At 72.7% G+C, this 14,976-nt stretch carries 16 protein-coding genes; 7 read left to right on the top strand and 9 right to left on the bottom strand.

The window, feature by feature from the left end; all coding sequences use genetic code 11:
- Positions 1 to 322: 322 nt before the first annotated feature.
- Both AB0M79_RS24030 and AB0M79_RS24035 read right to left on the bottom strand, forming a co-directional pair.
- Positions 323 to 775 (bottom strand): pyridoxamine 5'-phosphate oxidase family protein, encoded by a 453-nt coding sequence (locus tag AB0M79_RS24030; protein ID WP_364217552.1) that lies wholly within the window; start codon positions 773 to 775, stop codon positions 323 to 325.
- 83 nt (positions 776 to 858) lie between these two features.
- Positions 859 to 1,308, bottom strand: coding sequence for a DUF6069 family protein (locus AB0M79_RS24035; protein WP_364217554.1), 450 nt, complete (start codon positions 1,306 to 1,308; stop codon positions 859 to 861).
- Positions 1,309 to 1,546: 238 nt separating this feature from the next.
- Between AB0M79_RS24035 and AB0M79_RS24040 the strand changes: the two genes are divergently transcribed.
- Entirely contained in the window at positions 1,547 to 2,608 is a 1,062-nt protein-coding gene (locus tag AB0M79_RS24040; protein ID WP_364217556.1) for a hypothetical protein, read from the top strand.
- Here AB0M79_RS24040 and AB0M79_RS24045 read toward each other — a convergent pair.
- A complete protein-coding gene (locus tag AB0M79_RS24045; protein WP_364217558.1) occupies positions 2,591 to 3,004 on the bottom strand; it encodes a VOC family protein in 414 nt (137 codons plus the stop codon). The genes AB0M79_RS24040 and AB0M79_RS24045 overlap by 18 nt on opposite strands.
- A 311-nt stretch (positions 3,005 to 3,315) precedes the next feature.
- Here AB0M79_RS24045 and AB0M79_RS24050 point away from each other — a divergent pair, with 311 nt between their 5' ends.
- Both AB0M79_RS24050 and AB0M79_RS24055 read left to right on the top strand, forming a co-directional pair.
- The gene (locus AB0M79_RS24050; RefSeq protein WP_364217560.1) at positions 3,316 to 3,579 is read left to right on the top strand and encodes a hypothetical protein; all 264 of its coding nucleotides are present in this window, start codon (positions 3,316 to 3,318) and stop codon (positions 3,577 to 3,579) included.
- 193 nt (positions 3,580 to 3,772) lie between these two features.
- Positions 3,773 to 5,335, top strand: a complete 1,563-nt coding sequence (locus tag AB0M79_RS24055; protein WP_364217562.1) for an MFS transporter — start codon at positions 3,773 to 3,775, stop codon at positions 5,333 to 5,335.
- A 33-nt stretch (positions 5,336 to 5,368) separates the two neighbouring features.
- Here the strand turns inward: AB0M79_RS24055 and AB0M79_RS24060 are convergent, their stop codons facing one another.
- Both AB0M79_RS24060 and AB0M79_RS24065 read right to left on the bottom strand, forming a co-directional pair.
- Positions 5,369 to 6,412, bottom strand: a complete 1,044-nt coding sequence (locus AB0M79_RS24060) for an NAD-dependent epimerase/dehydratase family protein (protein WP_364217564.1) — start codon at positions 6,410 to 6,412, stop codon at positions 5,369 to 5,371.
- Positions 6,413 to 6,473: 61 nt separating this feature from the next.
- The gene (locus AB0M79_RS24065) at positions 6,474 to 7,079 is read right to left on the bottom strand and encodes a TetR/AcrR family transcriptional regulator (protein WP_364217566.1); all 606 of its coding nucleotides are present in this window, start codon (positions 7,077 to 7,079) and stop codon (positions 6,474 to 6,476) included.
- 86 nt (positions 7,080 to 7,165) lie between these two features.
- On the opposite strand from AB0M79_RS24065, the gene AB0M79_RS24070 reads away from it, so the two are divergent.
- From AB0M79_RS24070 to AB0M79_RS24080, 3 genes are read left to right on the top strand one after another with little or no spacing between them, the layout of a single operon-like run.
- Entirely contained in the window at positions 7,166 to 7,903 is a 738-nt protein-coding gene (locus AB0M79_RS24070; protein WP_364217568.1) for a DUF2306 domain-containing protein, read from the top strand.
- Entirely contained in the window at positions 7,900 to 9,111 is a 1,212-nt protein-coding gene (locus AB0M79_RS24075) for a serine hydrolase domain-containing protein (protein WP_364217570.1), read from the top strand. Before AB0M79_RS24070 ends, AB0M79_RS24075 begins: the two co-directional genes overlap by 4 nt.
- A gap of 19 nt (positions 9,112 to 9,130) precedes the next feature.
- Positions 9,131 to 9,985 (top strand): SDR family oxidoreductase, encoded by an 855-nt coding sequence (locus tag AB0M79_RS24080; RefSeq protein WP_364217572.1) that lies wholly within the window; start codon positions 9,131 to 9,133, stop codon positions 9,983 to 9,985.
- On the opposite strand, the gene AB0M79_RS24085 is transcribed toward AB0M79_RS24080, so the two are convergent.
- The 4 genes from AB0M79_RS24085 to AB0M79_RS24100 form a co-directional block, all read right to left on the bottom strand.
- Positions 9,955 to 10,494, bottom strand: a complete 540-nt coding sequence (locus AB0M79_RS24085) for a hypothetical protein (protein WP_364217574.1) — start codon at positions 10,492 to 10,494, stop codon at positions 9,955 to 9,957. The two genes, AB0M79_RS24080 and AB0M79_RS24085, sit on opposite strands and share 31 nt — an antisense overlap.
- 50 nt (positions 10,495 to 10,544) lie before the next feature.
- Positions 10,545 to 11,147, bottom strand: coding sequence for a DUF4276 family protein (locus AB0M79_RS24090; RefSeq protein WP_364217576.1), 603 nt, complete (start codon positions 11,145 to 11,147; stop codon positions 10,545 to 10,547).
- Positions 11,144 to 12,352 carry an AAA family ATPase gene (locus AB0M79_RS24095; RefSeq protein ID WP_364217578.1) on the bottom strand — a complete coding sequence of 403 codons (1,209 nt, stop codon included), beginning with the start codon at positions 12,350 to 12,352 and terminating at the stop codon, positions 11,144 to 11,146. The genes AB0M79_RS24090 and AB0M79_RS24095 overlap by 4 nt, the downstream gene beginning before the upstream one ends.
- 172 nt (positions 12,353 to 12,524) lie before the next feature.
- A complete protein-coding gene (locus tag AB0M79_RS24100; RefSeq protein ID WP_357534672.1) occupies positions 12,525 to 13,367 on the bottom strand; it encodes an alpha/beta hydrolase in 843 nt (280 codons plus the stop codon).
- 159 nt (positions 13,368 to 13,526) lie between these two features.
- Between AB0M79_RS24100 and AB0M79_RS24105 the strand changes: the two genes are divergently transcribed.
- The gene (locus AB0M79_RS24105) at positions 13,527 to 14,972 is read left to right on the top strand and encodes an MFS transporter (RefSeq protein WP_364217800.1); all 1,446 of its coding nucleotides are present in this window, start codon (positions 13,527 to 13,529) and stop codon (positions 14,970 to 14,972) included.
- The last annotated feature ends 4 nt before the right edge of the window (positions 14,973 to 14,976 follow it).

The raw sequence follows: 14,976 nt of genomic DNA on the forward strand, positions 1-14,976 counted from the left end.
GCAAGGAGTTGGAATGCCCGGTCGCCCGAGCACGCGTTGACGTCCTGGGCCGTGATCGGCCCGTCATCGCGGGCTGCCTTCGACAGTGCGGCACGGCGAGCACTCGCCGGGTTTCTGTGTCGTCCGCGTCTTCTGCTGTTCCCGATTCCACGCAGGTCAGCTCGGTGCTCTTCGGGCGGTCGGGCAGGCGCCGCCGCTGTTCGTGGATTGGGCGGGGTGCGGCGACGGCCACACCCCGCCCGCGGTGTTGTCAGTTGCCCGGCCGCGCCGTACCCGCCCTGACATCGATCACCGAGGCGGCGACGGAGGTGTTCGGCGCCGGTTACCCGCGCTCGACCCTGCGCAGCCCGTGCGTGGGCGTCCACCACTCGACGACGAGCGTCGTGGCCTTGTCGTCGAGGTGGGTGTGCACGACGTCGGTGATGTCGGCGTGGAAGCGGTCGCCGTCCGCCCCGGTGCTCGACCCCGCGACGATCACACGGCCGGAGATCTTCGCCTCGCCCGGCCACTGCGCCTCGGCGCCCTCGACCGGATCGACGGTGGCGCTGTGCAGGGCGAACCGTGGATCCCGCCGCAGGTCAGCGCCCTTGCGGGCGTTCGGCATCGAGCCGAGGACCACTTCGCCGTCCTCGAAGGCCGCCTCGATGCCGGAGATCCGTGGCGAGCCGTCGGCCCGCAGGGTGGCGATCGTCTTGTGCTTGTGTGCGTCGAAGAGCGCCCGTACGCGCCGCGCGAACTCCGGCGCCGCCTGTTCCACGTCCCGCCATGCTGTCATCCGCCCAGGGTCGCATCGAACGACCCCGCGTGGCGGTGCCACGCGGATGACGCGCCGATGTCTCCGCCGCCCGGGGCGGGTGGTCATGGCGCTGCGGTCAGCGGCGGGACGGCCGGCTGCGTGAGCGAGCGGATGGCGAGCAGGCCGGCGACCGAGATCGGCGCGAGGGTCACGTGGCACAGCGCGAGCGCGATCTTGCCGGTGGTGTCGAGGTCGGACGGGAGCGTCATGGCCGGGATCGAGAGCAGCGCCAGGACCGGGGCGACGACGAGCGCGACGGGGATGACCCAGTGCCACCACCGGCTCAGGAGCACCGCGGCCGTCAGGCCCACGGCCAGCGGCACGGCGGTGAAGCCGACGAGAGTGAGTGGTTCGACGTGTGTCGACTGGCCGCCGGCGGTGAATACATAGGTGGCGCCGGCGCCCCGGCCGACGGCGTAGATGATCAGGTTGACCACCACGGCGAGCAGGACGGCGGCGGCGACGACGCCGGGGCGGCCCAGCCGGCGGGCGAGTGAGGCGATGGTGTTCATGACTTGGCCTCCTGGATCTGGCTCTGGTGCACGGACCGGAGCCGTCTCGGTGGGGTCGAACACGGCGGGCACCGCGGAGCCCGCCAACGAGGCGCTGCCGGCGTCGGTGGTCGGCCCTTCGGCGCAAGGTCAAAGATATCCGTCTTTGCCTGTGTGGGAACCGGTCGAAGTGAAGGAAGATCGCCGTCGGTGGATGTTCATGCGGGCATATATCGACAAACCGTTCTAGGCTCGACGTGTGTATCCCGCGCCCCCACCCGCCGGCCCGCCACCACCCGCCACGGGAGTTCCGCGCCCCGACCGGACGCTCGTCGTGGTCGTCGCCGTGCTGGCCGGGGCCGCGCTGCTCGGCATCCTCGCCTGTGGCGGCGCGGCCTTCCTGCTGCGCGACCGCCTCCTCGGCGACTCCCGCGCCACGACGCTCACCGTGGAGGCGGTGACGGCCGACGGCTCCGCACCCGGGCGGGCCGATCTCGAACGGACCCGCGACGTGCTCGCCGACCGGCTCGCCGCCGCCGAACTGGACCGGCCGTCGGTCGACATCGAAGGCGACCGCCTCGTGCTGCGGGTGGGCGGCACCGGGCACGAGGACGACCTGCGGTCGCTCGCGGGCACCGGGGAACTGGGCTTCCGTCGCGTCCTCGGCGCGGTCGCCGACCAGGGCACGGGCGGTGCGACGCCGTCCACTCCGGACCAGGGGCCGGTGCCGGCGCGGGACGAGGTCGCCGCGAAGCTCGGCCCGGCCTACCGGTTGGCCGAGACGATCACGACACCCGGTCCGCTGGACCCGGCCACCGTGCGCGGGCTGGCGCCGTTCGCCGCGCTCACCCCCGCGGAGGTCGCCGCCCTGCCGCCCGACATGCGGTTCCGCGTGCCGACCGTCACCTGCGCCCAGCTGACGGCCTGGCCGGTGGGAGGCCCGGCGACCGAGCCGACCGTCGCCTGCGACGCGGCCGATCCGCCGGTCAAATACCTGCTCGACGTCGTGCGGGTCGGCAGCGCCGATGTCGGGAACGCCGAGGCGAAGCCGAACCAGACCGGGCAGTGGATCGTCGCCGTCAGCTTCACCGACGCCGGCCAGCGGCGGTGGACGGACCTGACCAGGGAGACGGCCGGTGCGGGCAGCGACAACCAGGTGGCCGTCGTGCTCGACAACCTCGTGGTGTCGGCGCCGGCGGTCCAGGGTGTGATCACCGGCGACACCGAGATCAGCGGCCGGTTCACCAGGGACCGGGCCATGCTGCTCGCCGCGCAGATCGGTTCCGACCCGCTGCCGCTGGTGCTACGCGTCGTCGGATAGGGCCGGTCCCGACGCCGGACCTGATCGGCCCTGCTCCTGGACCGGACGTGACAGCAGGCAGAACTCGTTGCCCTCCGGATCGGCGAGCACGACCCAGCTCACGTCGGCCGGCTGTCCCACGTCGACGGGTCGCGCACCGAGGTTGAGCAGCCGGTCAAGCTCCTCCGTGGTGGACACGCCGTCGGCACGCAGGTCGAAATGCAACCGGTTCTTGACCACCTTGCCCTCGGGTACGGCCACCACGTCGATCATCGGCCAGGAACGGTCGACGGCCGCGATGGTGATCACCTCGGCATCCTCGTCGACGATCCGCCAGCCGAGCACCGAGCACCAGAAGTCGGCGATCAGCCGCGGGCGGGTGGCGTCGATGGCGACGACGGCAAGACGGCTCGGCATCCCGTCATCTTTCACCCACGCGACGATGCGCCCGATCCGGGGCGGCGCTCGTCGGGCCGGCCGGCCACGTGGAGCGCGATCCGGCCGGCACCCCGGCCCGGGCGGCCGTCGCCTGGGCCGACGAATGCCTCGCCGTGCTCGACCAGCTCCCCGCCGTCGCCCCCGGGACGGGCCGGTGAGCGCCGACGTGGCGGCGATCGGCGCCGCCGCCGTGCTGATCGGCCTCGCCCTGTTCCAATCGGCCCTGGCGGCCGGCGCGCCGCTGGTCGGGCCGCGTTCGGCGGCGCCACGCCGGCGTACTGCCGGGCCGGGTGCGGGCCCGGGTCGCGAGCGGGGTGGCGGTCGTCGTCCGGGCCTCGGCCGCGCTGATCGTGCTTGGCCGGGCCGGACTCGGCCCACCGGCGGTGCCGGCGGTGGTGGCCGCGTACGGCGTCCGGGTCCTGTTCGGACTCCTGCTGCTCGAAGCGGTGCTGAAGGCGGCCTCGTCCAGCCGTTGGGAGCGCTGGTTCCGGGCGTCGTACGCGCTGGTCCTCGCCGGCCTCTGCTTCGTGGCCGCCCGCGCGGGCGGGGGCTGACGCCGGCCGTCGACCGGGCGGGGGAGTCGTGCCGGGGGTGGACGGGTGTCCGACGACCCGTTAACGTTACGAGTCGTCACGTAATAAAGATGAGAGGAGTGGCGACCATGTCGGCGTCCACCGACCAACTCGCCCCCCGCCCGGCAGCGACCGACCTCCACGACCACCCGACCGCCCGGCCCGGGGCCGCACGGTGAGCGGGCCGGACGGGACGGCCCGCCTCGACCGCGACGACACCGCGCCCGAACGCGCCACCGGGCGGGAGTGGGCGGGACTCGCCCTGCTGGTGCTGCCCATGCTGATGCTGTCGACCGACCTGACCGTGCTCTTCTTCGCCCTGCCGACCCTGAGCGCGGACCTCGAGCCCAGCGCCACCCAGGTGTTGTGGATCGTGCACGTCTACGGGTTCCTCATCGCCGGATTCCTGGTCACCATGGGGCGGCTAAGCGACCGGCTCGGCCCCCGGCGGCTGCTGCTGCTCGGGTCGACCGCGTTCGCCGCCCTGTCCGCCGTCGCGGCCTTCTCCGTCAGCGCCGAGATGCTGATCGCGGCCCGGGCCCTGCTCGGCATCGCCGGGGCCACCCTGATGCCTTCGCTGTTCTCGCTGCTGCGCCTCATGTTCCACGACGAGGGGCAACGCCGTCTCGCCATCGCGATCATGTTCAGCGCCTTCTCCACCGGCGGGGCGGTCGGCCCGCTCCTCGGCGGGGCGCTGCTGGAGTTCTTCTGGTGGGGGTCGGTCTTCCTCATCAACCTGCCGCCGATGCTCCTGCTGCTGGCCGCCGGCACCAGGCTGCTCCCCGAACACCGGGAGCGGACCGCCGTACGGCTCGACGCGGTGAGTGTGGCGCTGTCCGTGGCCGGGATGCTCGCCGTCGTCTACGGGTCGCAGGAACTCGCCGCCGGGCAGGAGAGCGGCGCTGGACCGGTCTGGCCGGACCTGGCCGTCGTCGCGGCCGGCGTCGCCGTCCTGGCCGCCTTCGTCCGCCGTCAGCGCCGGCTGCGCGACCCGCTGTTCGACCTCGCCCTGCTCACCAACCGCCGCACGGGCACCGCACTGGCGACCCTGCTGCTCGTCGGTGTCGGCGTCGTCGGCACGTTCTACCTCTTCACCCAGTACCTGCAATGGGTCGCCGGGCTCTCGCCGTTGCAGGCCGGCCTCTGGACCCTGCCGTACATCGTGGTGAACATCGCCGGGGCGATGCTCGCGCCCGCCCTCGCCGCCCGGTTCGGCTCCCCGACCGTCGTCGCGGCCGGGCTCGCCGTCACCGCCGCCGGGGCGGCCCTGCTCGTCCTCGCCGCCGGTACGGGCACCTCGCTCGTGCCGCTCGTCGGCTCCATCTCGGTCGTCGCCCTCGGGCAGGGGACGGCGACGGCACTGGTCAGCGACCTGATCATCAGCGGCGCTCCGGCCCGGCAGGCGGGCTCGGCGGCCGCCGCCCAGGAGGTGGGCGGCGAACTGGGCACCGCGCTCGGGGTGGCCGCCGGCGGTGCCGTCGGCCTGCTCGTCTACCGTGCCACGCTGACCGGCACCGGCTCGGCGCAGGTGCCGGAACCGGCCGTCCAGGCGGCCGCGTCCAGCGTCCACGAGGGATTCGCCGCCGCCGCCGAGCTTCCCGATCTGCTCGGACCGGTACGTGACGCCGTCGCCCACGGGTTGCAGGCGTACGCCGGAGTGGCCGCCGTCCTGGTCACCGTGGCGGCCGGGCTCGTCATCGCCGTCCTCGTCGGGCGCGCCGACCGGCCCGGGGCCTGACTAGCGCCCGGTCCGGGGCGAGGCCGGCGCGGGTCAGGGGCGCAGGGGAGCGGTGGCGAACCCGGTCAGCCCGGTGCCGGGTTCGACGGCCGCCCGGAAGCCGAGTTCGGCGGCGGCCCGCGCCGGCGAGGCGACCACGTGCCGTACGTCGCCGGCCCGGAACTCACCGGTCACCTCGGGCGGGGGGCCGCCGGTCGCCCGGGCGAGCGTGGCCGCGACCGCCCCGATCGTGGTCGGCGAGCCGGAGGCGACGTTGTACGCCCGGAACCCGGGTCGGCCGGCCGCGAGCGCGGCCACGTTGGCGTTCGCCACGTCGCCGACGTGTACGAAGTCGCGGCGTTGCGCGCCGTCCTCGAAGACGCGTGGTGCCCGTCCGGCGGCGAGCGCCGACCGGAAGATCGCCGCGACCCCGCTGTACGGCGTGTCCCGCGGCATCCCCGGACCGTACACGTTGTGGTAACGCAGTGCGACGACCGTGCCGGCGCAGGCTTCGGCCCAGGCGGCGCACAGGTTTTCCTGGGCGAGTTTGGTGGCGGCGTAGACGCTGCGGGGTTCGAGCCGGTCGTCCTCGTCGACGAGGGTCGGGGTGAGCGGGGCGGCGCAGCCCGGGCAGGCGGGCTCGAAGCGGCCGGCGGCGAGGTCGGCGGTGCGGCGGGGCGGGGGACGTACGGGACCGTGGTCGGCGCAGGCGTACCCGCCCTCGCCGTAGACGACCATGGAACTGGCGAGCACCATTCGCCGTACCCCGGCCCGGGCCATCTGGGCGAGCAGCACGGCGGTGCCGAGGTCGTTGCAGCCGACGTACTCGGGCAGGTCGTCGAGGTCGACGCCCAGACCGACCATCGCGGCCTGGTGCACGACGGCGCCGACGCCGGTGAGCGCGTCGCGTACCGCCGTGGCGTCGCGCAGGTCGGCGGTCCGGACCGGGACACCGGCGACGGTGGCCGGCGGGGTGCCACGGTGGGCGGCCGGGTGGCCGGCGTCGAGGGCGGTGACCTCGTGGCCGGCGGCGAGCAGCGCGTCGACGACGTGGCCGCCGATGAACCCGGCGGCACCGGTCACGAGGACTCGGGTCACCTCATGACGGTAGGCCGGCCGGTCCGTCCCGGCGGGCGGATCGCCGGACCCGGCGGTGTCGTCAGGAGGCCCGCTCCTCGCGCAGGAAGGTGCGCAGCGTGTCCATCGCGAGCCGCCGTGGGGTGTCGTCCAGTTCGAGGTGCGCCAGGCCGCCGGCCAGGACGATGCAGGACAGGCCGTGCACGGTGGCCCAGATCGTCCGGGCCAGGATCCGCGGCGGTACGTCGTCCCGCAGGGCGCCGGCGAACTGGGCGGACTCGACGACGTCGACGAGCACCTGGAACGGCTTGGTGTTGGACTCCTTCACGCCGTCCGGCCCGGGGCGGAACATGATGCCGAAGATGGCGGGATTCTCGGTGGCGAAGCTCAGATAGGCGAGGCCCATCAGCAGGAGCTGGTCGGCCGGGCCGTCCGACTCGCCGGCGGCGGTCCGCAGGGCGGTGTCGAGTTGGGCGTACCCCCCGTCGGCGACGGCCGCGAGGAGCGCGTCGCGGTCGGCGAAGTGCCGGTACGGCGCCGCGGTGCTCACGCCGAGGCGGCGGGCCAGGTTGTTGAGGCTGAAGCCGGCCTCGCCGGTCTCGACCAGCAGTTGGCGGGCGCCGTCGACCAGGGCTTCGCGCAGCGACCCGTGGTGGTACGAGGCGCGGTTCCCGGAGCTGGACGACATGTTGACGACATTAACATCAGGGCTTATGTTGATAACTCTTACATTGTAAGAGTCTCATACATTCGTTCCGCTGCCGAGGAGGCAGGATGCCCGACGCCACCCTCACCGTCGCGCCACCGACCGGCACCCCCCGCCGCCGGCCCCGGTCCCGCACCGGCTGGGCCCTGGTCACCCTCACCTCGCTCGCCGTCGCCGGCTACTCGCTGGCGCTGTACGCCCAGGGCACCCTCGAAGCGATGGCCGAAGCCGAGATCGGGCTCGCCGACAACTACGCGGCGACGCCGGGACCGGTCCAGGCCGCCTTCTTCGCACACGTCGTCACCGGCGCGCTCGCCCTGCTGCTCGGCCCGTGGCAGTTCTCCCACCGGCTACGCGGGCGGCACCGGCCGGTCCACCGTGGGATCGGCCGCGCCTACCTGCTGTCGGTCGCCCTGGCCAGCCTGACCGCCCTGGTCATGGCCCCGTTCAACTCCGCCGGCATGGTCGGCTTCTTCGGGTTCGGCACGCTCGCCGTGCTCTGGGCGTTCACCGCCTGGCGCGGCTACCGGGCGGTCCGCCGCCGGGATTTCGCCGAGCACGAGGCGTGGATGATCCGCAACTACGCGCTGACGTACGCCGCGCCGGCACTGCGGCTGTGGCTGGCCGTCCTGATTTTCGTGCAGGTCCCCTTCGCCGCGCCCGGGACCGACTTCCAGGCCCTGTTCGACAACGCCTACTACGCCGTCCCGTTCCTCTGCTGGCTGCCGAACCTCGTCGTCGCCGAGTGGCTGGTGCGGCGACGTGGGCTGCCGCCGGCCGGGAATCTGGCAAGATCGGGTGGGTGAGGACCTCGAGTGCCGCCGGCCTGTCGGCGGACCGGCCCGGCCGCCTGCGCCGGGTCCTGACCGGGCACGTCGAACGCGGCACCGTTCCCGGTCTGGTCGCCCTGCTGAGCCGCCGCGACGAGGTCCACGTCGAGACGATCGGCACCACCGCCGTCGACGGCGACACCCCGATGCGCCGCGACACCATCTTCCGGATCACCTCGATGACCAAACCGGTCACCGCCGTCGCCGCGATGATCCTGGTCGAGGAGTGCGTCCTGCGGCTGGACGACCCGGTCGACCGGTGGCTGCCCGAACTCGCCGACCGGCGGGTCCTCAACCGGGTCGACGGCCCGCTCGACGACACCGGGCCGGCGAACCGGCCGATCACCCCGCGCGACCTCCTCACCATGCGGATGGGCTTCGGGCACCCGATGGTGGCCCCGCTGTCGACGCCGATCATGCGCGCGGAGGACGACGCCGGCCTGCGGACCTTCGGCCCGCCGAAACCGTCCACATCGCACCCGCCCGACGCGTGGATGCGCGAACTGGGCGCGCTGCCGTTGCTGCGCCAGCCGGGCGAGGCATGGCTCTACGACACCTCCTACCACGTGCTCGGCGTACTGATCGCGCGGGCCTGCGGGCAGCCGCTGGAGTCCTTCCTGCGCGAGCGGATCTTCGACCCGCTCGGCATGCCCGACACCGGCTTCAGCGTGCCCGCCGACCGGCTCGACCGCTTCGCCGAGTGCTACGAGGCCGGCGCCGACGGGCTCACCCCGCACGACACGGTGGCCGACAGCCAGTGGAGCGGCCCGCCGGCCTTCCCGGACGCCGCCGGCGGCCTGGTGTCCACCGTGGACGACTATCTGGCCTTCGTGCGGATGCTGCTCGGCAACGGCCGCTACCGCCGTGGCCCGCGCATCCTCTCCCGCCCGTCGGTCGAGACCATGACCGCCAACCACCTCACCCCCGAGCAACTGGCCGGAGCCCACGCCTTCCTCGGCGACAACCGCGGCTGGGGCTTTGGCGTGTCCATGGTCACCGCCCGCGACGACATCTCCGCCGGACCCGGCCGGTACGGATGGGACGGCGGCTACGGCACCTCGTGGGCCTCGGACCCGCGTGAGGAACTCATCGGCATCGTCCTCACCCAGCGCCTCGCCACCGCCGAGCCGTCGCCCGTACACGCCGACTTCTGGACCACCGCCTACGCGGCCATCGACGACTGACCACCATGGAGTCCCACCCGTGATCGACCCAGGTGTCGCCGGACGTGTCGCGCTGGTCACCGGCTCCAACAGCCCGCTCGGCATCGGCGCGGCGATCAGCCGGGCCCTCGCCGACCAGGGCGCGACGATCGCGCTGGCCTTCCAGCCGACACCGGCCCCCGGACCGGCCGGCGCCGACACCGACGTACCCGGCCCGGAGCGCTACGCGGCCGCCACCGCGAGCGACGGCCGGACCGTCCTCGACGAGGTACGCCGAACCGGCGTACCCGCCGAGATCTTCGTCGTCGACCTGGCCGACCCGGCGGCCTGTGTCACGCTGTTCGACCGGGTCGAGGCGGCGCTCGGCCCGGTCGAGATCCTGGTCAACAACGCCGCCCACAGCGCGCCCGACACGTTCGTCCCCGACCGGGACCAGTTGTTCCACCGCGACAGCCCGGTGCTCGACGCGGCCAGCCTCGACGCCCACCTCGCGGTCAACACCCGGGCCCCGGCCCTGCTGATGGCCGAGTTCCACCGCCGCCACCTGGAACGGGCGGCGGACTGGGGGCGGATCGTCAACATCAGCACCGACGCGGCGCCGCAGTTCGCCGGCGAGGTCTCGTACGGCGCCTCCAAGTACGCCCTGGAGAGCCTGAGCCGGTCGGCCGCGCAGGAACTCGGCCCGGCGGGCATCACCGTCAACACCGTCGCCCCCGGCCCGATCCAGAGCGGCTGGATCAGCGACGACATGCGCGAACTGTGCGCCGCCAACCCGCTGCGCCGCATCGGCGAGCCGGCCGACGTCGCCGACATCGTCGTGTTCCTCGCCTCGCACCAGGCCCGCTGGGTCTCCGGCCAGATCATCTATGCCGGCGGCGGCAAGCGGATGTACTGACGGCCGGGCCGGTTCCGGGTCCGCAGGTCCCGGGCCAGATGCGACCGGTGCAGGCCACCGCGCCGCAACCGCCGCCAGTCGGCGACCGTGTCGTGCATCAACTGCAGGTGGAAGTAGTTGACATGCTCCAGCACGGCGAACACCGCGAACCCGAGCCCCGGCCACGACGCCCGCCCGGGGTCGGTCGCCACCGCGTACCCGGCGAGCGCCAGCCCGGCGGCGAGCAGCGGCACGTTGACCACCCGGACGACCCGGAAGAACGCCAGACCGGGCAGCCGGCGGCCGGCCCGGCGCAGCTGCCGCAGCTTGGCCGCCCAGTACGCGGTGCCCTCGGCCAGCAGCAACACGAACAGCGCGAACCCGGCCAGGTTCGCGGCCGAGCCGGGCAACCCGAGTACGCCGAACCAGATCACCGCCTGCAGCGGGATGTTCGCCGCCTCGAACACGGCCAGCGACCGCAACCGACGCTCGATCGCCGCCCGTGGTGCGTCGGGCCCTCCCGGATCCACCCCTGCGACGCTACCCACCAGCAGCCGGGACCGTCTGGGACTCCTGGGCGCTACCGCAGTCCTTTGGTGACGAGCCGGTGCAGGTCACGCCAGAACTTGTCGAACGACGGCGCATGTTCCCTGGCCATCCGCAGGTCGAATTTCGCGGCCAGGGCAGTCTGGTCGGCCGACGGTTTGTAGGACCTGCCGTCGGTGCGCCTCGCACTCAGCCACCCCTTGCAGTCCCGGATCGTCTCCAGGTTCGCGGGGCGCTGGAGGTTCGGCCCGAGACCGCGCAGCCCGGACAGGGACGGTGCGGCCGCGAGAAACCACGCCTCGAACTCCCGATTCGCCAGCACCGTCGCGACCGTGATGTCACTTCGTGCCTGCTTCGCGCGAATTACGAGTTCCGGCCCGAGCTTCGCCGGGCAGTCGTCGTCGGCGTCGAGCAGCACCAGTACGCCTGCCGCCGGGCCGACGCGTTCGACCAACGCCTCGACCGCACGTTCGATACCCCCGGGTCGGATCAGGGAATTGCGGCCGATCCGGAAGGGCGGCGGGGAGTTGACCCAGATGCCGGGGTCGATCTCGGCGACCACCCGACGAACGAGCTCCGGTACGGCGGCGACCTCACCCTGCCCCTCGACGATGGTGGCGATCCGTACCTCTGTCACCGATCTTCCTTAGGCCGATGCTCGACCGGGAAGCCGACCACGGACGGCAGCATCTGGCCGCTCCGATGTAGTTCGCTGATGGTCATCAGGCCCTTGTCGACGATGTTGTAGCCCGACGCATCGACCCTGCCGATGCGGGTGGCGCCGCCGACATTGGCGATCGCCCGAATGTGGTCCAAATGGGCGTACTCACTGTCGAGCAGGTCGGAACTCTGGCTGGTGACGATGACCTGGGTACGCATCGATGCGTCGTCCAGGGCTTCGTAGAGGGCTCCCAAGCCAGCGGGGTGCAGCGCGGTCTCCGGCTCCTCGATCGCGACGAGCGTCGCCAGGCCGGCGGACGCCGGAACCTGGAACAGCGCCGCCAGGACACCCGCGGCCCGCAGCGTGCCCTCCGACAGGGACTCCCGGAGGAACGTCTGCACGCCGGCATCGGAGCTGAAGCGGGCCTGGACGGTCGAGTAGCGGCCTTCGCGCCGCTCGTCGATACCGAGCGCTCCCGGCACGAGCGCCGACAGGTACGCGTCCACCCGTTCCTTGCCGGCGGGATCCTCATGCTCGAGCGCGGCCAGGACCCGACCAAGGCGTTCGCCGGCTCGGCCGAGTTCCGTGAGGATCCTCCGGCGACCGCCCTCCTCGTCCACCGCACGCAATGCGACCGAGTCGAGGTCGTAGAACAGCATCGCCCACAGCGCGGTCTGCAACCGGAGGAACGGGCTGTCTTCCTGGGCACTCGACACCGGCAGTTGCAGTCTCGACGTCGGTTCTTTGGACGAGGCCAAGGTGACTTCGCGGTCCGGCAGGCGGATCCTCGCGGATTCCTGTGTGACGAGCAGCGGCAATTCCTCGCGCGGGTCGGCCGCGATCTCGAAGCCGTAGGTCGCTGGAAGGGCGAGTTCACCCGCACGTCGCGGTGGGATCGTCAGATCGAGCTGAATCTGGAATGACTCGACGCTTCCACTGGTCGATCTGTGTAGCAGGGCGTCGAGGCCGCCTCGGTCGGTTATCGCGGCGGCCGGTGCCTTGTACATCACCTCCCGCACGAAGCGCAGCGCGTCGAGGAAGTTCGACTTTCCCGATGCGTTCGGGCCGAGCAGGACGGTCAGCGGTCCGAGTTCCACGTCGCAGGCCGCGATGGAGCGGTAGTTGCGGACCCGTACCCGCCGTACGAACGGTTCCGTCCGGGCCGGGACGGACCCGGTCATGGAACGTCCACCAGCCGTGCCGTCGTCACGGAAGATCTCCTCGTCGTCGCCGAACCTGCCCGGGCGTCATGCCCGTCGCCGCTGAGCAGGTCGGTGACCCGTCAGAGCAGACCCTAACGATACGGCTCGACCGGCTCACGGGCTCCAACGCGCCGATCGCGTCGGGGCCGACTCAGGTGAAGCGCTTGACGAAGGCGAGGGCGGTGTCGGCGACCTCCCGCCAGCCACGGTCGATGGTCAGCGAGTGCCCCCGGTTGGCCAGTTCGACGATCTCGGTGAGGCTGCTGTTGCGTTTCTGCTTCTTGTACGACGCGTTCGCGATCGCCCACGGCACCGTGTTGTCCCGCTCCCCGGAGATGATCAACAGCGGCCCGCGTTCGGGATTGCGGCTGTTGACCTTCGCCTCGGTCCACGGGTTGAGGTTGGCGGTCGCGGCCTGGAACAGCGGCACCCCGGACGCCGGCACCGCGTACGTCTCGTACAGTTCCTTCGCCTCGTCCTCGTCGACGGCGTTCGCGAACGCGTACCGGAACTGCTCGTACGTCAACGGCACCGCCCGGTTGTAGTTCGCCGGGTTGCCGAGCACCGGTGACGACGACTTCAACGCCGAGATGGGCAGCGGCAGCACCCCGCGGAACGGGGCCGGGTCGATGGCGACCGAGACCGCGGCGACACCCCGGCCGGCGAGCAGTTGGGTCAGCAGCCCGCCGAACGAGTGCCCGACCACCGCCGGCCGGCGGGTCAGCCGCCGGACCACGTCCTCGAAGTGGTCGGCGACCTGCTTCACGGACTTGTGCGCGAACACCTCCGGGTGGGCGTTGGCCTCCTCGACGGTGTTGGGGTCGTCGGGCCAGCCGGGGGTCAGCGCCGTGTAGCCGGCCTCCTCGAACACCACCCGCCAGCGGTCCCAACTGCTCGGCAGCAGCCACAACCCGTGGACGAACACCACCGGCGTACGCCCCGACGTGTTCGCCTCTTCGATCTGCCGCTCTTCGCGATCGGTGATGGCCGCCATGGACGTCCTCCCGTGAAGCCTGGCCCCGCACGCGGCTACCGGCCCGTACCCGTAACCTACGCCGACCCGCGCGCCGGGTGGGCCGGTTTCGGCGCGGGCCGCGAGGGAAAGCGCAGCGCCGCGCACCGATCCGCGGTGCGCGGCATGCGGAAGGGCACCATGGCCGCCCCGATACCGACCGACGCCCATCCGGACCGGGCCGCCGACCGGCGGCGCTGGCGGGCCCTCTCGGTCGGCCTGGTCGCGGCGTTCATGACCCTGCTCGACGTCAGCATCGTCAACGTCGCCATCCCGTCGATGCAGGCCGCGCTCCACGCCAGCCCCAGCGACCTGCAGTGGGTGCTGTCCGGGTATGCGCTCACGTTCGGCCTGGTCCTGGTGCCCGCCGGCCGCTTCGGTGACGCCCGCGGCCGACGCGGCGCCTTCGTCGTCGGGCTGATCGGGTTCACCGCCGCCAGCGCCGCCGCCGGCCTCGCCCAGTCGGCGACGTGGCTGGTCGTCGCCCGGCTGATCCAGGGCGTCGCCGCGGGCGTGGTGAATCCACAGGTCACCGGCCTCATCCAGGAGCTGTTCCGGGGGCCGGAGCGGGGCCGTCCGTTCGGGGTGCTCGGCGCGACCATCGGCGTCTCCACCGCGATCGGGCCGCTGCTCGGCGGCGGCCTGATCCATCTGGCCGGCCCGCACGAGGGCTGGCGGTGGGTGTTCTACGTCAACGTGCCGGTCGGCATAGTCGCCGCGATCCTCGGCTGGCGGCTGATCCCGACCCGGCACGGCGCCGTACCGGGATGGCGGACCCTCGACCCGGTCGGCGTGGCGCTGCTCGGGGTCGGCGTGGTCGCGCTGCTGCTGCCGCTGGTGCAGGAACAGCAGTGGCGGGGACCGGTGAAGTGGCTGCTGCTGCCGGTCGCCGCCGCCGTGCTCTTCGCGTTCGTCCGCTGGGAGATTCACCACCGTCGCGCCGGCGGGACCCCGGTCTTCGAACTGTCGCTCTTCCGGCTGCGGTCGTACACGCTGGGTACGGTGATCGCCCTGCTCTACTTCGCCGGGTTCACCGCGATCTTCTTCGTGTTCACCCTCTACCTGCAGACCGGGCTGGGCTACAGCGCGCTGCTGGCCGGCCTCGCCGTCACCCCGTTCGCCCTCGGCTCGGCGGTCGGCGCCATCGTCGGCGGCCGGCTCGTGAACCGTTACGGGCGGCCGCTGGTCGCTGTCGGGCTGCTGCTGGTGGCGCTCGGCCTGGCCGGCACCATCGTCGCGCTCCACTTCGTACCCGGCCACGACGCCGCGCTGGCGACCACCGCGCCGCTGCTCGTCGCCGGCTGCGGCAGCGGGCTGGTGATCACCCCGAACCAGACGCTGACCCTGTCGCAGGTGCCGGTCGGCAACGCCGGCAGCGCCGCCGGCATGCTCCAGACCGGGCAGCGTATCGGCTCGGCCGTCGGCATCGCCGGCGTCGGCTCGGTCTTCTTCGCCCGGCTGGCCGCCACCGGGTTCGAGTGGTCGATCGCGTTCCGCGACGCGCTGGCCGCCGCCCTGTTCTTCATGCTGGTCGCGCTTGCCGCCGCGCTGGCCGACACCCTCGTCGCCCGCCGGTCCAGGAGTTAGCCGG

The sequence above is a fragment of the Polymorphospora sp. NPDC051019 genome (assembly GCF_040683055.1).
In the GTDB taxonomy this organism is placed as follows: Bacteria; Actinomycetota; Actinomycetes; order Mycobacteriales; family Micromonosporaceae; genus Polymorphospora; species Polymorphospora lycopeni.